At 37.7% G+C, this 18,188-nt stretch carries 26 protein-coding genes and 1 other RNA gene; 8 read left to right on the forward strand and 19 right to left on the reverse strand.

Features of this window, described 5'->3' with window-relative positions:
- Window positions 1-3 precede the first annotated feature (3 nt).
- Together BN997_RS17330 and BN997_RS17335 are read left to right on the forward strand one after the other, a co-directional pair.
- Window positions 4-807, forward strand: a complete 804-nt coding sequence (locus BN997_RS17330) for an LAGLIDADG family homing endonuclease (protein ID WP_042534062.1) — start codon at window positions 4-6, stop codon at window positions 805-807.
- 4 nt (window positions 808-811) lie between these two features.
- Window positions 812-1,189 (forward strand): hypothetical protein, encoded by a 378-nt coding sequence (locus BN997_RS17335; RefSeq protein WP_042534063.1) that lies wholly within the window; start codon window positions 812-814, stop codon window positions 1,187-1,189.
- Between the two features lie 173 nt (window positions 1,190-1,362).
- Here BN997_RS17335 and BN997_RS17340 read toward each other — a convergent pair whose 3' ends face one another.
- Window positions 1,363-1,851, reverse strand: coding sequence for a GNAT family N-acetyltransferase (locus BN997_RS17340; RefSeq protein WP_042534064.1), 489 nt, complete (start codon window positions 1,849-1,851; stop codon window positions 1,363-1,365).
- Window positions 1,852-1,999: 148 nt separating this feature from the next.
- Between BN997_RS17340 and BN997_RS17345 the strand changes: the two genes are divergently transcribed.
- On the forward strand, window positions 2,000-2,275 hold the full coding sequence (locus BN997_RS17345; RefSeq protein ID WP_042534065.1) for an acylphosphatase: 276 nt from the start codon (window positions 2,000-2,002) through the stop codon (window positions 2,273-2,275).
- 43 nt (window positions 2,276-2,318) lie between these two features.
- Here BN997_RS17345 and cls read toward each other — a convergent pair whose 3' ends face one another.
- The 12 genes from cls to BN997_RS17405 form a co-directional block, all read right to left on the reverse strand.
- The gene (gene cls, locus BN997_RS17350) at window positions 2,319-3,776 is read right to left on the reverse strand and encodes a cardiolipin synthase (protein WP_042536270.1); all 1,458 of its coding nucleotides are present in this window, start codon (window positions 3,774-3,776) and stop codon (window positions 2,319-2,321) included.
- A gap of 162 nt (window positions 3,777-3,938) precedes the next feature.
- Window positions 3,939-5,456: an FAD-dependent oxidoreductase gene (locus BN997_RS17355; RefSeq protein ID WP_042534066.1), complete on the reverse strand. Its 1,518-nt coding sequence runs from the start codon at window positions 5,454-5,456 to the stop codon at window positions 3,939-3,941.
- 137 nt (window positions 5,457-5,593) lie between these two features.
- Window positions 5,594-5,833 (reverse strand): 4Fe-4S dicluster domain-containing protein, encoded by a 240-nt coding sequence (locus tag BN997_RS17360; RefSeq protein ID WP_017796848.1) that lies wholly within the window; start codon window positions 5,831-5,833, stop codon window positions 5,594-5,596.
- Between the two features lie 140 nt (window positions 5,834-5,973).
- The gene (locus tag BN997_RS17365; RefSeq protein WP_042534067.1) at window positions 5,974-6,177 is read right to left on the reverse strand and encodes a DUF6501 family protein; all 204 of its coding nucleotides are present in this window, start codon (window positions 6,175-6,177) and stop codon (window positions 5,974-5,976) included.
- Between the two features lie 42 nt (window positions 6,178-6,219).
- Window positions 6,220-7,179 carry a peptide-methionine (R)-S-oxide reductase MsrB gene (gene msrB, locus BN997_RS17370; protein ID WP_042534068.1) on the reverse strand — a complete coding sequence of 320 codons (960 nt, stop codon included), beginning with the start codon at window positions 7,177-7,179 and terminating at the stop codon, window positions 6,220-6,222.
- A 122-nt stretch (window positions 7,180-7,301) separates the two neighbouring features.
- Entirely contained in the window at window positions 7,302-7,814 is a 513-nt protein-coding gene (gene vrrA / locus BN997_RS17375) for a VrrA/YqfQ family protein (RefSeq protein WP_052485075.1), read from the reverse strand.
- 274 nt (window positions 7,815-8,088) lie between these two features.
- Window positions 8,089-8,313, reverse strand: coding sequence for a YozE family protein (locus BN997_RS17380; protein WP_042534069.1), 225 nt, complete (start codon window positions 8,311-8,313; stop codon window positions 8,089-8,091).
- Between the two features lie 12 nt (window positions 8,314-8,325).
- Window positions 8,326-9,081 carry a twin-arginine translocase subunit TatC gene (gene tatC / locus BN997_RS17385; RefSeq protein WP_042534071.1) on the reverse strand — a complete coding sequence of 252 codons (756 nt, stop codon included), beginning with the start codon at window positions 9,079-9,081 and terminating at the stop codon, window positions 8,326-8,328.
- 71 nt (window positions 9,082-9,152) lie between these two features.
- Window positions 9,153-9,323 (reverse strand): twin-arginine translocase TatA/TatE family subunit, encoded by a 171-nt coding sequence (gene tatA / locus BN997_RS17390; RefSeq protein ID WP_040982187.1) that lies wholly within the window; start codon window positions 9,321-9,323, stop codon window positions 9,153-9,155.
- Window positions 9,324-9,358: 35 nt separating this feature from the next.
- Window positions 9,359-9,562 (reverse strand): twin-arginine translocase TatA/TatE family subunit, encoded by a 204-nt coding sequence (gene tatA, locus BN997_RS17395; protein WP_042534073.1) that lies wholly within the window; start codon window positions 9,560-9,562, stop codon window positions 9,359-9,361.
- 86 nt (window positions 9,563-9,648) lie between these two features.
- The gene (locus BN997_RS17400) at window positions 9,649-10,140 is read right to left on the reverse strand and encodes a dihydrofolate reductase (protein WP_042534075.1); all 492 of its coding nucleotides are present in this window, start codon (window positions 10,138-10,140) and stop codon (window positions 9,649-9,651) included.
- A 36-nt stretch (window positions 10,141-10,176) separates the two neighbouring features.
- Window positions 10,177-11,130 carry a thymidylate synthase gene (locus BN997_RS17405; protein ID WP_042534077.1) on the reverse strand — a complete coding sequence of 318 codons (954 nt, stop codon included), beginning with the start codon at window positions 11,128-11,130 and terminating at the stop codon, window positions 10,177-10,179.
- Window positions 11,131-11,569: 439 nt separating this feature from the next.
- On the opposite strand from BN997_RS17405, the gene BN997_RS17410 reads away from it, so the two are divergent.
- The 5 genes from BN997_RS17410 (at window position 11,570) to BN997_RS23300 (ending at window position 14,742) form a co-directional block, all read left to right on the forward strand.
- The gene (locus tag BN997_RS17410) at window positions 11,570-11,770 is read left to right on the forward strand and encodes a cold-shock protein (RefSeq protein ID WP_042534079.1); all 201 of its coding nucleotides are present in this window, start codon (window positions 11,570-11,572) and stop codon (window positions 11,768-11,770) included.
- Between the two features lie 487 nt (window positions 11,771-12,257).
- The gene (locus BN997_RS22740; protein WP_084612974.1) at window positions 12,258-12,368 is read left to right on the forward strand and encodes a cytochrome c oxidase subunit 2A; all 111 of its coding nucleotides are present in this window, start codon (window positions 12,258-12,260) and stop codon (window positions 12,366-12,368) included.
- An 18-nt stretch (window positions 12,369-12,386) separates the two neighbouring features.
- Entirely contained in the window at window positions 12,387-12,920 is a 534-nt protein-coding gene (locus BN997_RS17415) for a cupredoxin domain-containing protein (RefSeq protein WP_042534081.1), read from the forward strand.
- Window positions 12,901-14,574, forward strand: coding sequence for a b(o/a)3-type cytochrome-c oxidase subunit 1 (locus tag BN997_RS17420; protein WP_425311630.1), 1,674 nt, complete (start codon window positions 12,901-12,903; stop codon window positions 14,572-14,574). Before BN997_RS17415 ends, BN997_RS17420 begins: the two co-directional genes overlap by 20 nt.
- A gap of 18 nt (window positions 14,575-14,592) precedes the next feature.
- Window positions 14,593-14,742 (forward strand): hypothetical protein, encoded by a 150-nt coding sequence (locus BN997_RS23300; RefSeq protein WP_175297064.1) that lies wholly within the window; start codon window positions 14,593-14,595, stop codon window positions 14,740-14,742.
- A gap of 72 nt (window positions 14,743-14,814) precedes the next feature.
- Here BN997_RS23300 and BN997_RS17425 read toward each other — a convergent pair whose 3' ends face one another.
- From BN997_RS17425 to BN997_RS17445, 6 genes are all read right to left on the reverse strand, one after another.
- Window positions 14,815-15,945 (reverse strand): THUMP domain-containing class I SAM-dependent RNA methyltransferase, encoded by a 1,131-nt coding sequence (locus BN997_RS17425; RefSeq protein WP_042534085.1) that lies wholly within the window; start codon window positions 15,943-15,945, stop codon window positions 14,815-14,817.
- Window positions 15,946-16,066: 121 nt separating this feature from the next.
- Window positions 16,067-16,452: RNase P RNA component class B (gene rnpB / locus BN997_RS22745), an RNA gene on the reverse strand.
- 57 nt (window positions 16,453-16,509) lie between these two features.
- Entirely contained in the window at window positions 16,510-16,824 is a 315-nt protein-coding gene (gene gpsB, locus BN997_RS17430; RefSeq protein WP_042534087.1) for a cell division regulator GpsB, read from the reverse strand.
- Window positions 16,825-17,036: 212 nt separating this feature from the next.
- Window positions 17,037-17,429: a cytidine deaminase gene (locus tag BN997_RS17435; RefSeq protein WP_042534089.1), complete on the reverse strand. Its 393-nt coding sequence runs from the start codon at window positions 17,427-17,429 to the stop codon at window positions 17,037-17,039.
- A gap of 34 nt (window positions 17,430-17,463) precedes the next feature.
- The gene (locus BN997_RS17440; protein WP_042534091.1) at window positions 17,464-17,826 is read right to left on the reverse strand and encodes a DUF1798 family protein; all 363 of its coding nucleotides are present in this window, start codon (window positions 17,824-17,826) and stop codon (window positions 17,464-17,466) included.
- 117 nt (window positions 17,827-17,943) lie between these two features.
- Window positions 17,944-18,159 carry a hypothetical protein gene (locus BN997_RS17445; RefSeq protein ID WP_042534092.1) on the reverse strand — a complete coding sequence of 72 codons (216 nt, stop codon included), beginning with the start codon at window positions 18,157-18,159 and terminating at the stop codon, window positions 17,944-17,946.
- Between the last annotated feature and the right edge of the window lie 29 nt (window positions 18,160-18,188).

Below are 18,188 nucleotides of genomic sequence, written 5' to 3' on the forward strand. Positions count from 1 at the left end.
AAAATGCCTAGAAACCCAGGGGTCACGGACGAAGCTATTATTAGAATGTATAAAAGCGGTATGCCTTATAAAGAAATGGTTGCACGAGTCGGTATCTCTGATCGGGCTATTCGCAATGTAATCTATAAACATGGAGTTAAAATGAACAGAGAGCAATCTTCAGGGCAGCCGCGAAAGCATAAAGTTAATGAAAATTTCTTTAAAACGTGGTCACATGAAATGGCGTGGATTTTGGGGTTGTTTATAACTGATGGTTGTATCAATCAGAGCATCTCTAGTGTTTCCTTAACTCAAAAAAATCAAACAATACTTCGTCAAGTGGCGAGATATATGGGTGCAGATTATATTTTATCGAAAAAATATAAAACAAGAACAACAGCAACATTGGTTATTAATTCAAAAGAAATTAAGAATGATTTAGCGAAGTTGGGAGTACTGCCTAATAAGTCATTATCTGTACAATTTCCTGAGCTGCCAAATGAGTTCCTCCCCTCTTTTATTAGAGGAGTTGTAGATGGTGATGGCTGGGTTCAAAAGAAAGGTTATGTGATGAATATTACTACAGCCAGTTTTAGCTTTGCCGAAGGACTTCTACTCGTTTTTCAAACATGGAAGCTGCGTAGTGAAATAACTGAAGAAATTACTCAATCTGGTAATCCAGTTTTTCGGGTTTGGGTAAAAGGTAAATTGTATCTTCCCAGACTGGCAGATATTATATACAATGACGAAATAGAGCATTATGAATCCTATAAAGAAAATTACTTAAGGCTTCATTCAAAAGCATATAATCAAATAATAAAGGAGTAATATAATGTGGAAATTAATTGATGGAAAGCTGATTCAGACAACAGATACATCGAGAGTAAAATTTAGAACAAATGTTAGCAAATCGATTATTGATCAATTAAATACATTGGCCATTCAATATGATACACACCCAAATTATTTATTAGAATCAGGCTTACAAGCGGTTTTAAAGCAAGGAGTTATTCAGTTTGATAAAAAATCTCGCCCTAAAGATCGTATTCAATATAAAACAACCTATGATAAAGAGTTATTACTTGAAATAAAGGATTTTGCAAAAGCACATAAATTAAGCGCCAATGATGTGCTAGAATATAGTGTTCATTTTATTGATTTTAACTCTGTGAAGAAGAGAAGCTATAAATATCGAATTGAAAAGCTTTAATTTTTTTATTTCCTATAACGCCCCCTACATAATATTTATTATGAGAACTAATAAAACAATCTATCTCACAACCAAGTATACTTTAGATAGTGAGACAAAATTAAATTTTTAACACTTTTGATTTTATATTCCATTGTTCATTCATACGGCTAAATCAAAATGATTTATTAATCTCAAACCTGATATTCATAAAGAGCTACAAAAAATTCACCAACCGTCTTTTGGCCGACTTGCTGAAATCCCTGACACTCATAAAAATAACATAAATTAGGTCTGTCAGCTGCACAATCCAATCTTATATATTTTTTCAGTTGCATTTTGGCTTGCTGCTTAGCCCAATCTATCAGGTTAACAGAAACGCCTTCTTTAGCATACTTTCTGCGTATAGCGATTTTATGCAAATATAAAGCGTCATTTTTATTTTCATGCGGCCAAAATATGTGATCCTGTTCCTGAACAATTATTGTTCCAGCAGATTCCCCATTTAAAAACCCAATAAACAGTTCATTCAGTGCATACTTTTCTAATAATGCTTCTTTGGTAAGTTCGCTAGTATACCACATTTCCTTATTTGTTCTCTTTAACCATTCGGCGGCTTCTTTTAAAATCGATGCAAATTGGTCTATCTCTTCCATATTAATATTTCTAATCATCCATTCCATATACGTCCCCTCCCTCCTTGCTCAGATACTTTGATTAATTATTCTTTTCATTTTATAATTTTCAGAATATTTATGTATGTAATTATATCACTTTACTGTAAATTGATAAATAAATTATGCTATCATATCTATTAAGAGGTGATTTTCTATGAAGTATGTATCTGCTAGAGTTCAAGGACGTGTGCAAGGAGTCGGGTTTCGGTACTTTACCCAACATGCTGCGATGAATCATGATATTGTCGGCTGGGTAAAAAATGAAGATGACGGTGCAGTAGCCTTTGAAGCATATGGAGAAGATAATAATGTAGACCGTTTTCTTGAAGAAATTAAAAAAGGCCCCTCTCGATTTGCAAAAGTAAATGAGATGGATGTCAATAAGCTTTCCGGAGATCCGGAGTATACCTCTTTTAACGTTAAATATTAAAAATAGAACGGGCACAGCGTGATAAAGCTGTGCCCGTTCTATTTTATAGAATTGGTGAAAGCAAACGGGAAATATCTTCTTTAAATTTAATCCATAAGGATCGTTTATGGTAGCGTTCAAGTGTTAACTCTGAGCTTAACTTACAATCTTCTTCAAATATATTATGCAATTCATTAGAAACGGCTTCATCATACGTAATCGCATTTACTTCAAAATTCAACCGGAAGCTTCGGGAATCGATATTCATTGTTCCGACAGAAGCCATTTTCTTATCCACTACAATGGTTTTTGCGTGCAGAAAGCCATTCTCATAAAGCAATATTTTCGCTCCATATTCTAATAGATCTCCTGCATATGCCCATGTAGCCCAATACACGAACGGATGATCCGGCTTGCAAGGAATCATGATTCGTAAGTCTACTCCTGATAAAAGCGCCATTTTACAAGCATCCATGAAACTCGTATCCGGTATAAAATACGGCGTTTGAATACAGACACTCTCTTTTGCAGAGAGAATCATCTTAATATACATATTCTTTAAATGCTCCGTCTCAGAGTTTGGACCGCTGGAAACAACTTGCACCGGGCTTGTTCCATGGTGCTTCTCTAAATGGAAGCAAAACTTCTTATAATCATCATGAAGCTTATCCTTTCCAGCCTGGTGCCAGTCCATAATAAATCGGACCTGTATGTCGTTGACAGCATTTCCGTATATTTTCAAATGCGTATCGCGCCAGTAACCGAATTTTTTATCCTCTCCAAGGTACTCATCGCCGACGTTGAAGCCGCCAATATAGGAGAATTCACCATCAATAATGACCATTTTTCTGTGATTTCGATTATTGATTCGGAAGTTAATCAGCTTTAAGAAGGATGGGAAGAACACACGCACTTCTCCTCCCGCCTTTTTTAAGTCATCAAAGAATCGGGATGGCAACTTTTTTGATCCTACTTCATCGTATAAAACGCGGACCTTTACGCCTTCTTTTGCTTTAGTAATTAATGCGTCTCTTAATCTTTTCCCAAGTTGATCGGGCTGAATTATATAATATTGCACATTGACTTCTTGTTTCGCTTCCTTGATGTCATTCAGCAGAGCATCAAACTTTTTATGGCCATCCTTAAATATGAAAATTTCATTGTCCTCTGATAATCTGCCGTGAGAAGAGCGTAAATTCATGGTGACAATGTCATTGTACTGATTTAACCATGGGATATCATCCCGTTTTTCTTCCTCTATCAGTTTTAGTTGTGTGTCTACTTCTTCTTTAAGCAGTTTTTGTTCTTCTGCTGTTAAGCCATAAAAGTTATTCTGTTTTAGACTGCGGCCTAAAAAGATATAAATTAAAAATCCAACAATGGGCAAGAAAAATAATATAAGCAGCCATGCCCAGGTATAGCCGACATCTCTTTTTTCAAAAAATAGCACACCTAGTGCCAGTAATAAATTAATAAAAATGACGATAGAACCAATCATCGTAATAATATTACCTATTTCCATTTCCAATATGATCACCTGCTTTTTTCTAAATTTGAACTATTTTTTTATCCAAATTTATTAGATTCATCCATATTACACTAAATGGGATTAAAAGTTAAGTCAATGATTGCTGCATAAAAAAAGGAACACTTTTATTTGAAAAAAGAGTGTTCCTTTTCTGTATTAATCATCCAGAGATAATTTTCTTAAGGGTTCTTTCGCAGGTCCTGCCAACACCTCGCCGTCATAATGGTAACGAGACCCGTGGCAAGGGCAATCCCATGTTTTATCAGCACTATTCCAATTGACCTCACAGCCTAGATGCGTACAAGTCGTATCCAAAACATGCAGTTTTTCCTCCATATCCTTATAAACACCAGCGCGAGAGCCTTTTACCCTTGTAATGACGGCTTCATTTATTTCTAAATCATCTATTGTCCCTGGCGGAATAAAATCCAGCTTACCTTTTAAAAGCTCTGCGGCAACCTCCATATTAAATTTGAATAGATTCTTTAGCATCGGCTTGGAAGCGAAACGTGCCGGAGAAAATAATTCATTGTATGGATTTTCATCCTTTTCAGCAATACTATCTGCTATAATATTTGCAGCTAATGTGCCATTGGTCATCCCCCATTTTCGATAGCCTGTAGCAATGAAGATAGAAGGATCATCGTCAGTTATAGGGCCAATGTATGGCATTTTATCCAGCGTGGTAAAGTCCTGTGCAGACCACTGATAAGAAATGTCCGTTATCTCAAATTGCTCTTTAGCAAACGCCTTTAAATTGTCATAGCATAATTTCTCCTCCGTGCTTTCTCCTGAGCGGTGGTTTTCGCCGCCAATAAGAAGATAGGTATCTTTATTATTTAACGTAGCTGTCCGGATAGAACGGGTTGGATTTTCTACATTAATATACATTCCGCCCGGGTATTTACCTGTGTATTTTCCTGATACAATATAAGATTGCTCTGCATACATTTTGGCAAAATAGAGACCTTGATGATCAATATACGGAAATTGAGTAGCTGCTATCAGATAATCACATGCAACACGGTGCTTATCCTTTGTTAAGACCGTATGCTGTCTATTATATTCCAGCTTCATTGCAACAGTTTGCTCGTAAACCTCTGTGCCGTTTTTTACAGCTTCCTCTAGCATAAATTGTAAATACTTTAAAGGATGAAATTGGGCTTGTCCAGTCATTTTTAACGCTTTTTTAAAAGGAATCTCCAGCGGCATCTCTGAGGTAAGCTCTCCTGGAATATCTAAGGTCTTATATGCTTCTGCTTCCTTGTCTAATTGCGCTAAATAAGCGTTATCATTTGTATATAGAAACGCATCCTGTTCTTCATAATTACAATCAATCTGGTTTTCCTTGATTTCATTTTTTATAAAATGCATGGTTTCTTGCATGGCCTGATAATATTGTTTTGCTTTTTTCTCGCCCATGGTTTCAATCAGTTCTGAATAAATGATACCATGCTGGGCAGTGATTTTTGCTGAAGTATGTCCAGTCACACCACTCAGCACACGGTCAGCTTCTATCAGGATAACTTTTATGCCTTTTTTCGAGAGCAGATACGCAGCAGTGATTCCTGTTAATCCGGCCCCGACGATGCAAACTTCTGTTTTCTTTGATTCATCGAGCTTGGGAAAGTCTTGGAATGCGGTATCTGCCTGCCAAATTGATTTTATATCCATATTTAATGCACCTCACATTTACATATTTTCTTTAGTATCTCCTGTTCACGTAATCATTACTCAACAGAAATAGAAAAGAATAAATATGAGGATATAGAAAAAGACTGCTTCTATAAAAGGAAGCAGCCTTTGTATAATTAACGATTTTCAAAAAATAACCGGTTCAATGAAATATATTCATTCTCCTCTTCCGGCACTTCATCCTCCATATAGATTGCTTCTACTGGACAAACTGCCTCACATGCACCGCAATCGATGCAAATATCCGGATCGATATAGAACATATCTTCGCCTTCTTCTATACAATCAACAGGGCAAACTTCTACACATTCCCCCGCTTTTTCTGTTTTACATGGTGAAGTAATAATGAAAGCCAACGAGATTCTCCTCCTCTTTACCAATATTATTGACATATTAAATCATTATAACGCATTTTAAAATAAAAAGAAACGCTTTATGTAAGCATGAGATAAGACTTTCTCCAAAGCAGAAGGCTTATCTCATGCTATTTTTTGCTTTATTTTTCTTCAAAGTAATCTTTTCTGAATCCTGCTATCCGATCGCTATTGTCAATAATAAAGTAAAACTCTTCTGTTTCATTTTTTACATCATACACCTTCCCCGGTGTAAGCTTACGGTCAACGATAAATTTCTTGGCATTAGCATGTACACATGTGATTTGTTTAATAGTTTCGCTGTTCTCCCAGTCTTTATGAATCATTCTTTTGTTCCCCTTCTCTTGTTTACATAATAATATTATAATCTATTTGAATAGATATAAAAAGTTTCCATACCCTTCTTCTTCCATTTTGTCCTTTGGAATAAAACGCATTGCAGCAGAGTTCATACAATAGCGTAATCCTCCCGCTTCTTTTGGTCCATCTTCAAAAACATGTCCCAAATGCGAATCAGATTGTTTACTGCGTACTTCGGTACGGATCATACCATGAGAAGTATCCGTCACATCTGTAACCTGCTGCGGGTCAACTGGCTTGGTGAAGCTTGGCCAGCCACAGCCGGCATCGTATTGATCTTTTGATGAAAAAAGAACCTTGCCGGAAATAATATCGACGTAAATACCTTCTTCTTTATTATCCCAATATTCATTGTCAAACGGACGCTCTGTCCCATTTTCCTGCGTGACATGGTATTGCAGCGGTGTCAACTTTTCTTGTAATTCTTCTGCAGAAGGCTTATTTTGCCAATTCTCTTTGATAAATTCTTCTCGTCCAGATCCTTTTTTATACATTCTATAATGAAAAGAGCGTTTCTTATAATAATCCTGATGCTCTTCCTCCGCTTCATAAAATGGTTTAGCCGGAAGAATCGGCGTAACAATATCTTTTTTAAATTTTCCGCTTTGCTGCAGCAATTCTTTGGAATGCTCCGCTATTTCTTTCTGTTCTTCATCGTGATAGAAAATAGCTGTTTGATAGGATTCACCACGATCATTAAATTGGCCGTCTGCGTCAGTCGGGTCAATTTGCTGCCAAAATGTTTCTACAAGCTCTTCATATGGCATAATGCTTGGGTCATATTCTATTTGAACCGCTTCAACATGTCCTGTTGTATTGGAGCAAACCTGCTCATAGGTTGGATTTTCTACGTGACCGCCAGTATATCCGGAACGAATGCTGATTACCCCGGGACGTTCATAAAACGGCTCTACCATACACCAAAAACATCCTCCTGCAAAAGTGGCGAGTTCTTTTTGTTGTGACATACTTTTTTTCCTCCAATCGCTATTTTCCTTCTTTTCTATACTCTCCCCCTATTTTTCCTTTTTTATAAAAAAAAATCAAGCAGAAGGCTTATTTTAATCATAATTTCAGCCTTCTGCTTGACTTAAACATATAATCTCGGTGTAGAAACACCCTTTTCTCTATTTTGTACAGGTTCTTCTTTGATTTTTGCCATCTGCTCCGGCTGCTTATTGATTTCTGCTGTTTGATTTGGACGTTCTGGAGGAATACGCTCTTCCTCTGATATTTCCTCACTGTCTTCCTTGCTGAATGTTTTAAAAGCCTTCATCATCCTGTACATCGAAGGGAGATTCTTAATCATCGGTCCATACTCTTGCACTAAGGGTGCTGTTGATTGTACAACACCCAGAACCTGCTGTACCCCTCCCAACGTTTTAGAAAGCGTAGAAACGCCTCCTGATTGAGCCAGGCTTTGCGTGACACCTCCGCCTCCCGACCCGGACAATAAACTTGCTAATCCTCTTGATTCGCCTTTTGTATTTACAGCTCCGTTTGTGTTTCTTATTTCTCTCGGGATTCCTCTCAAATCATGGCGTCCATTACGAAAAGGGGGCTGCGGCGAACGAGGCATTTGATTTCTGCGTGGAAAAACCATCACTATCCACCCCTTATCCATCCATATTTACTCTTTTTTGTGTTCTGCTATAGAATATGCGGAAGCCATATAACTGTGTAGACATTCCCCCGTATTCATGCAATCATTTCCCGGGAAACCGCAGGAATCACCAATTAAACAGCTGGGAAGCCAAAAGAATGTCGAAATCATCCGATATTCGTCAAAAAGTCATTAATCAAACGTTTGTTTAACTTCTTACTTTAAGCTTTTGCGATGAACTAATATGATTTCTCCATGAAAAAAGCAGCCTGTTTCAGCTGCTGTGTTTCCATTCATATTCCGACCAAAGTGCATCAAACGCTGCCAATGCAGCAGGAAATGGACTATTCCATTCAAGGTATTCGCTGATTTCATCATACGTTTCAGCGTATTTCGGGAAATGATGATCGTAGAATGCCCAATCTGCTAGTTGAGAATAATCATCCTGCTCCAATTTCCCGCGATGTGTTAATAAGAATTGATAAAAAGATTGACGCATAGTTCCCCTCCCCTATTCATTCATAAAGGCTTCATGTTGTGCTTGTTTCTTTCGATATACCATCTTACATAATTGGATACTCAGTTCATAAATAACGATTAACGGTATTGCTACAACAATCTGCAGAAAAAAATCAGGCGGTGTTATCAATACCCCGACAACAATTAAAATAAAATAAGCATATTTACGGTTTTTCACCATAAATGCCGGAGTTAATATCCCCAGGCTTGTCAGGAACATGGTTACCACCGGAAGCTCAAATAAAAAGGCGAATGGCAGTGTTATTTTTAATAAAAATCCAAAATAGCGATCCACGGTAAACATAATATTAAACATATCATCATTCAAAGATAATAAAAATGGAAAAATCAATTTAATAAATACCACATAACCAAAGACAAGCCCCAGTACAAATAAAATTAATGATCCCGGTATGTACCCTAAGGATACTCGCTTTTCTTTTGCGGTTAAAGCGGGACTGACAAATGCCCAAAGCTGATATACGATAACAGGTATCGTTGCGGCAAAGGCAAGTAATCCTGCGATGGAAAAATAGATCCAAATAATCTCAGCTGGGCTGATGACTGTCAGCTGCATATCAATATCATCTACAAAAAACTGATAAATGCTTTTCACATTAATAAAACCGACAATAAAAAACAATAAGAATATAATCGCTGTAACAATTAAACGATTTCGGAGTTCTGTCAAATGTCCTCCAACGTTCATTTCTTTTTCTCCAGGTATCTGCTCTTCTGGTTCAGACATAGTTCACCCCACCTTTTTAACTGATGACACAAAAGAGATGCAAGGAATAATCCCTACACCTCTGCATTTGATTATTGTTTCTTTTTAGGATTGTCATTTAAAATATCCTGACTTGCATTTTTAAACTCTTTTAATGTTGTTCCAAGCGCTCTTCCGATTTCAGGAAGTTTATTTGGACCAAAGACAATTAAAGCAGCAATAATGATTAAAATTAAACCGGGAAATCCGATATTTGAAAATATGTTCATTATCCTTCACTCCGTATATGAGACTAAACTCATTTTTCTTCTTTCACAATCGACTTAACCTCTTTTGTCTCATCTGTGATATCCTGCGTTAAATCACGTGTAGAACTTTTAAATTCCTTCAGCGTTTGTCCGGCAGCCTTCCCTATTTGCGGAAGCTTATTAGGTCCAAAGATAATAAGGGCTAATATCACGATTAATATAAGTCCTGGAACGCCTATACTTGCAATACCCATCATTGACACCCTCTTTATTCATATTGTGTCCTCTAATAGAACATAATCTCTTTCCATCATAGCATGTTTAGAAATCGTTAGACAAGTTAATTTTTGCGGTCGTACTGCAGAAAATAATAGTCATACGGATTTTTCTCATTTTTTATGCCTTTTTCCTTTTCCGTCAGCTCCCACGCCGCTTCATCAAAATCCGGCGCAAATGTATCGCCGGGGAATTCTTCGTCAATCCGTGTAATATATATGCGGTCAGCGATAGGCAATGCCTGTTCATAAATCTCTCCGCCGCCGATGATGAAATATTCTTTCTCTGGGTGTGCTTCGTTCCAGCGCTCTACATCAGATAAGTCATGAATAATTTCTACCCCGTCGAGTGCAAAATCTTTATTTCTGGTCAGCACAACATTACGCCGCTTCGGAAGAGGCCCGTTCATCGATTCTAATGTTTTTCTTCCCATAATAATCGTATTTCCTGTTGTCTTCTCTTTAAAAAATTTTAAGTCCTGCGGCAAATGCCAGGGCATCCCATTTTGATAGCCGATCACATTATTCCTGCTAGCGGCAAATAGTAATGAAATCATGCGTTAGCCTCCATTCAGTTGTGTATGCTTCATTATTTAAACGGCAATTGGCGCTTTAATGGCTGGGTGCGGGTGATAATTTTCGATTTCCAAATCCGTTATTTCAATATCAAAAATCGATTTTCCAGAGGCATTTATCTTTAATGCCGGCATCTCCCGGATATCTCTTTCTAACTGCTGGTTGACCTGTTCTATATGATTGGAATAGATATGTGCGTCTCCAAAGGTATGAACAAACTCGCCCGCTTCTAACCCGCATTCATGTGCAATTAAATGCGTTAACAGTGCATAGCTGGCAATATTGAACGGAACACCGATAAACACATCCGCACTGCGCTGATAGAGCTGACAGGATAATTTTCCATCCGCTACATAAAACTGAAACAGCGTATGACATGGAGGCAGGGCCATCGTCGGAATATCCTCCGGGTTCCAAGCAGATACAATGTGGCGTCTGGAGTTTGGGTTGTTTTTAATTGCTTCAATGGTTTCTTTTAATTGATCGATGGATTCTCCTTTAGATGTTTTCCAATCTCTCCACTGTTTCCCATAGACAGAACCCAAATCGCCATACGTCTGAGCGAAGGTATCATCCTGGAGTATTTTCTCTTTGAACAGCTCCATTTGCTGGTCATATTCTTTTTTAAAGGCAGCGTCCTCTTGGCTGCGTATCCCAAAGTTTGTCATATCCGGGCCTGTATACTCCGCGCTTTTAATCCATTTCTCAAAAGCCCATTCGTTCCAGATATTATTATTATGTTCCAGTAAATAACGGATGTTTGTATCTCCTTTGATAAACCATAATAATTCAGTAGCAACCAATCGGAACGGAACTTTTTTTGTAGTTAACAACGGGAACCCCTTCTGTAAATCAAATCGGATTTGATGGCCAAAAACGGAATAAGTACCTGTGTTTGTCCGATCATCACGATTCTCTCCCGTGGCTAATATTTTACGGCATAAATCTAAGTAGCCTTGTTCTCCCTGCATTTATAATCCTCCTCTATATAATATGTCTCCTGAACTTAAAATATTTTAGCAAGAGCTTATATTGACTATATTATTTCATTTCCCTTTATCTATCCTTAGGTTTTTAAACAACCCTATTATAACAGAAATTCATGGCCTATATGTTTCTCAACTTTAAATTAATCCATTTAGAGAAAAGAAAATAAATCATATATATTCAAAACCTTTTGATTATTATAGAAAATGGTAAGGTTTTCTTGACTACGAAAAAAATTTAAGCTAATATGGGTACAAGCAAAGAAGATAGCACGGAATCATTAGAAAGTAAAGGCAGCTTCGATAGACAGAAGTGGATGATTATGATCCCGTTCTTCTATCGGAGGCTGCCTTTTTCATATTTCGTTCTTCTGCTTTGTAATCACACGCGTTTTACGTGGAAGTATTTAGGAGGAAATTTAACATGGAAAACGGAGTAGTAAAATGGTTTAATGCAGAAAAAGGTTACGGGTTTATTCAATTAGAGGAAGGGAATGATATTTTCGTACATTATTCTGCTATTCAAGAAGAAGGCTTTAAAACATTAGAAGAAGGACAAGAAGTTGTCTTCGATGTAGTGGAAGGCGAACGCGGTCCACAAGCGGCAAACGTTGAGAAAAAATAAAAACTATTATAGATGCAAGCAGGATCCTTGAGAGGGGTTCTGCTTTTTTTATTGGTAATCAAGAATGATTCCTTCAGGTAAGGTCTCACCTCTGCTGCGGATGCCATCGAAGTGAATAATCGAATTGCCTTGCCTGCTTTTGCAGGAAACATAGAAAATCTCATTGCTTTAAACAAACCAGTCCAACCCTCCGTCCCCTTTTTATATCATGCATGATGCAATGCTTCCCTCATAAGGAGATAGGCAAAAACCCTATAAAATGGACCATACTTTTTGAATCCGTACTATTACATTTTGTCAATGATTTTCTTTATTTGTTCACCAAAAAGACATAAACTTTTCTAACCAAAAAGTTTGTAAAATAGTCAAATCACCTTATTTGTGAATAAGTGAACGAATTGTGAAAAGTGCGATTTGATAACGTACACAAGACTTATTTTCGATATGATAGTCATATAGGCAAGAAGTTACAAAAGGGGTGAATCACATGAAAAAACCTGAACCTAATTTAAAGGGTACATTTTTTTCCGTTATCACTATAGGGGTTGTTATTCTTATCAGCTGGTTTGCAGTATTTTTATTATTTTTATCGCGATAAAGAAGGAGGAGAAAGAAGATGCACTTACACAAATACGAGAAGATATGGCTTATCTTCGGCGGCGGAGCACTTGTATTATTTCTGCTGATACTTGGATTCGGGGCATTCTATTTAGGTACACATCCGCAAAGTCACGGTGCGACCATTGACCCTGAGAATGTAGAAACAAACGAGGCCTTCGAGAGAGAAAACCTCGGACTGACACAAGTAGATGATGATAGATATATTGTTAATATTGTTGCGAGTACCTTCAATTACGATTTAGGTGATGACGAGGAAGGTAACGCGGTATCTCACATTGAAATACCTAAAGGATCAACCGTTTTATTTCAGGCAGTTACAACCGATGTTATCCATGGATTAAATATCGCCGGCACCAACGTCAATATGATGGTGGAGCCCGGATATATCAGCAGCTTGGAAGTAGAGCTTAATCAAACGGGAGAATTTACATTAGTATGTAATGAATATTGTGGTGTAGGACACCATATGATGTTTGCGACAGTGGAGGTGGTCGACGATGAGTCTGGCAATGAAACAGCAGCCGAATGAAGAAATTAATGTAACACCCTTACCGATTACAAAACCGGAAGCGAAATTATATCTTTCCTTTATGTATGTTGCATTTATTTCCTTATTTATTGGAGGATTAATGGGGTTATTACAAGTATTGGTGCGTTCAGGCGATTTTGAACTTCCGCTTGGTATCGGCTATTATCAAATTCTTACTTTACACGGCGTTATCCTGGCATTAGTACTGACTACCTTCTTCATTATCGGCTTTCAATATTCCTTATTAGGTAAAACCGTCGGAATGTCCGATAAACAACGGAAGCTGGGCTGGCTGTCTTTTTGGACGATGACGATAGGAACAGCTTTAACAGGAACAGCCATTTTACTGGGAGAAGCAAATGTTCTATATACCTTCTATGCGCCATTAAAAGCACACCCTATCTTTTATATCGGGCTTGCGCTTGTGGTCGTTGGCTCTTGGATTTCGGCTTTTGTAAATTGGCATCAGGTCTATGTTTGGAAAAAAGCGCATCCAGGTCAGAAAACACCGCTGTTAGCATTTATGGTTACGATTAATATGATTATGTGGGTTATTTGTTCCATTGGTGTGGCAGTCGCAGTGCTGGTCCAATTTATCCCATGGTCATTAGGGTATGCAGAGACGATTAATGTTCTGTTAAGCCGGACATTATTCTGGTATTTTGGCCATCCGCTGGTTTATTTCTGGTTATTGCCTGCATATATGGCATGGTACGCGATTATACCAAAGATTATTGGCGGAAAAATATTCAGTGATTCGTTAGCAAGGCTTTCCTTTGTTTTATTCTTATTTTTCTCCATTCCTGTTGGTTTTCACCATCAGCTTACAGAGCCTGGAATTGATCCAACATGGAAGTTTATTCAGGTAGTTCTTACCTTTATGGTTATTGTACCAAGTTTAATGACTGCATTTTCAATGTTTGCTATGTTTGAAACTACAGGCAGAAAACAGGGTGCAACCGGACTGTTTGACTGGTTTAAAAAATTGCCTTGGAAGGACGTCCGTTTTGTAGCTCCGTTTGTCGGAATGCTTGCGTTTATACCTGGCGGAGCAGGCGGTATTATTAACGCATCTCACCAATTGAATACGCTTGTTCATAATACGATTTGGGTAACAGGACACTTTCATTTAACGATTGCAACGACAGTACTCCTCACTTTCTTTGGGATTGCATACTGGTTAATACCGCATTTAACAGGCAGAAAGCTGACGCCAAAGATTCATAAGCTGGGAATTTATCAAACCATTATTTGGGCTGTCGGGATGCTGATTATGTCTGGGGCAATGCATATTCAAGGACTTTTAGGAGGACCAAGAAGATCCTCCTTCTCCGAATACGGCGGTACCGAGCAAGCGGCAGAATGGGTTGGTTATCAGACTGCACAGGCTGTTGGAGGCACCCTCTTATTTATCGGTATTGTACTGATGGTATACATTTTTGTGGATTTAATCGCATTTGCTCCTAAAGGGGAAGAAGAATACCCTATTGCGGAAGAAGAAGAGGATGCACAGCCTACACCGCAATGGATGGAAAATTGGAAGCTGTGGATTGGAATCACAATTGCTTTGATATTATTTGCATATACGATTCCGATGATAGATATTATTCAAAATGCACCGCCAGGATCTCCTCCATTTGACGGTATTTTATAAGGGGAAGAAATTCAATAAATGATGAACAGAAAAATATATAAACATCTCGAAACTGATTTTAAGCATAAGCTGGACCGTGAGTTAACGGAAATTGAAAAAGAATTTTTTAAATGGATTGCAGAAAAGCACGTGTCTGAACAAGACAAAAAGAATTCATTTGAAAAATAATAAAAGACGGCAGCAGGTAATCGTTTTCCATGATTACCTGCTGCCGTCTTTAATGCATGATTACGAGGGGTTCTAATCCTCTTTCTGCCCGAAATATTGATAATAATTCGTCTGGATAAAACCATTAAACAGCTTACGTTTCTTTGTAGCTGGTTTACCAAATACTTTTTCAAATTGCTCATACGCCGTAATAATGTATGCGCTCCAGGATGGATGATGACGCATGATAGTCCCCAGATCCTGATACATTTTCTCTACTTCTTCCCTATCGCTTAAACGTTCTCCGTATGGCGGGTTCGTGATTAAATACCCGTCCTTTTGCTTGATTGTAAGATCGCTGACCTGCATCTGCTTCCACTCAATCAAATCACCAAGCCCTGCTTCCAGCGCATTTGCCTGTGCTGTTTCAATCAGCTGATGGCTGATATCCGAACCAGTGATAAATAAAGGCTGGTCATAGTTCGCTACCTCTTCTGCTTCTCCAAAAGCCGCATCCCAATGCTTCTGTTTTACAAAACTCCATTCCTCTGAAGCAAATTCACGATTAAATCCGGGTGCAATGTTTTGGCCGATGAGTGCAGCCTCGATTAAAATCGTTCCAGAGCCGCAGAATGGGTCGATTAAGGGCTGGTCAGGCTTCCAGTTGGTTAATTGAACAAGCGCTGCTGCAAGTGTCTCTTTTAAAGGAGCTTCCCCTTGCCCGACACGGTATCCTCGCTTGTGTAAGCCTGTCCCGGAAGTATCAATCGTCAGTGTTGCTTCATCCTTTAATAGAGCAATTTCTGTTTTGTAGAGCGCTCCGGATTCCTCCAGCTTATTTATGAGTCCATATTTTAATTTCATTCGTTCTACAATTGCTTTTTTCACAATGGCTTGACAATCTGGCACACTGTATAGCGTCGATTTGACAGATTTGCCTGATACAGGTATCTGCCCTGTTTCATCAATATAACTTTCCCAGGGAAGCGCCTTAGTCTGTTCAAATAATTCATCAAATGTCTTGGCCTGAAATTTGCCGACAAGAATTTTTACGCGGTCAGCGGTTCTTAACCATAAATTACATCTTGGGATAGCGGAAATTGGCGCATCAAAGATAACTTTTCCGTTTTCTACTGTGGCTTCATATCCAAGATCTCTTACTTCTTTTGCAACAATTGATTCAAGTCCCATCGCTGCTGTAGCAATTAAAGTTACTTGTTTCATTTTTAAATATTCCTCTCGGTCATTAGTCATTATTAGTAGGTTTATCATTAAAAGAAAAAAAGATTCTATTTCATTTAATTGGAAATAGAATCTGTTTGTTCATCAGCACGACCTTTAAATGTCCGGTAAGCCATGTTCTGTTCCATTGTACTGCAAACGGTGGTCAAGCCTTGTACGCCGGTTGTAATCATCTATCTACAGCTGTTGCTGTCCCTTGTTCGGTTCCATTCCCTACTAAAGGATGCCCCTACCATTATTTGGGTTGCTCACTCGCGGGGTTTACCTCGTTCCACCTGGTATGTTTCCAAACCAGCTACGTCACTGTGGCACTTTCAAGAGAGCTGACATATCACAAAAAGTGACTTAGTACAGCTCGTCTGCCGTTAGTTTATTAAAAACTACCTTGACTTATGATTTCATCAAGCGCGAACACTACAGGCATCGCAGCCTGTGTGAGCATGGACTTTCCTCTACATCCAAAAATGGACATAGCGATTACATAGACATTTAAGCAGCCTAAAACAGTTTAGCAAAGTTCTTTAAAAAAATCAATCATCTCTTCAGTTATTCTTCTGAATCAGCGTATCTTTTTCCAAATACAGCTTTTTCAAGATTGGATAAGCGTTTTAACACGTCATAATTAACCTGTGAGCTTTGCTGTGTAGAACGTGCTCTAGGTGTTTCTGCTGCTGGACGATTGCTTTTCAATTTTTCGATCTCTTCGTTTAGACGATCAATTTCCTGTTTGAAATTATCATAATCCTGAATAATGATATCTAAAAATTCATCTACTTCTTCCTGAGAATACCCTCTGATTCCTGTTTTAAAATCTTTTTCTAAAATTTTCTTTCCATTAAGTTGAACGCGATCAATACTCATTACCAAATCACCTCTGAAATATACTATTACTTATCATTTTTCATCATGTGTTTTTATTTTAACATTATTCTATATTTATTAAAGCTATTATAACATAAAAAAGGAAACTGAATATCAGTCTCCTTCTAAAATTTATAAATCTCTCCAATATTTCCATTTAAAAAAAGTTTATCATTGCCGGTTTGACGCTTTCTGATAAACGCAAAGGCTTTTTAATCCATATCTTCCTTTTGGAATGAAAAAGGTAATAATTGATCTGTAGTTAGCGTCTGTACATCTTTGTTTAAATTAGTTAAGTGGATGGTCATATCAGGAGCAAAAAATTCACTCATCACCTGCCTGCACGTCCCGCATGGAGGCACTGGACGTTTTGTATCTGCTGCAACAGCCATCTCTGTAAATTCTGTCTCTCCGTCCGAAATAGCTTTAAAAATAGCAACCCGTTCTGCACAGCAGGTAGATGGATAGGCAGCATTTTCGATATTGCATCCCGTATAGATTTTCCCTGAGCTTGTTAACAGTGCGGCACCTACCGGAAATTCGGAATAGGGTACATACGCTCTAGCTCTGATTTGAATTGCTTCTTCGAGTAATTTTTCTTTCATGTGAATGTTCCTCCTGACGCTTTCGCATCTCTCTTTATTTATCTTCTTCTTCCAAGGTATCCAGCAGTAAATCAAAAACATATCGAATGGATGTATATAATTCCATATATCTTTTTCTTCTGACATCCAAATAATAACTATGCATTAACAATAATTCCATATTCTCCCTTGTTGATTGAACTTGATTTGGGTGAACGGACGCTTTTCTTTCTTTTACTGCGGCTGAAGCATCTCTCTCCCAGCTTTCTAATAAATCATAGATAGGAGCTGTTTCTGCTTTTACCATATTAAAAAATGAACGGTCTTTTCGGTCACTGGGAGCTTCGCTTTTCTCAAACCTCTCCCGAAGTGTTTCTAAATGGTGATTTAACTTCTCTGTTTGTTCGCTGAGTTTCATTTTAAATAGTCATCCTTCAATTTCAAACTGCATGCTTTTATATAAAATCGTTAAATAAATTTTATCATATAATAGATAGAAAAGTCATGAACAACACATAAAATCACCTGTAAATGATTATAATAGCTGTTTTAGTCTTTGAAATTCCAGTTCGGTTTGTTTTAAACTATTTGTTTTTGTTTGAAATTGCACCCATACTTCACTATCTACTTTTGCTTTTAACTTAAAATGAATTAATGCAAGCTGTTCCTGAATTTGTTCTATTTGTGCTTCCATATCCTTTTTGCTGTATCCTTTATTTTCTTCGGGAAGGGCAGATTTTGAAAGTAACATATTTTATTCTCCTCCTATATATTTAAAAA

It is taken from the genome of Oceanobacillus oncorhynchi (genome assembly GCF_000821065.1).
GTDB classification, from domain to species: domain Bacteria; phylum Bacillota; class Bacilli; order Bacillales; family Amphibacillaceae; genus Oceanobacillus; species Oceanobacillus oncorhynchi.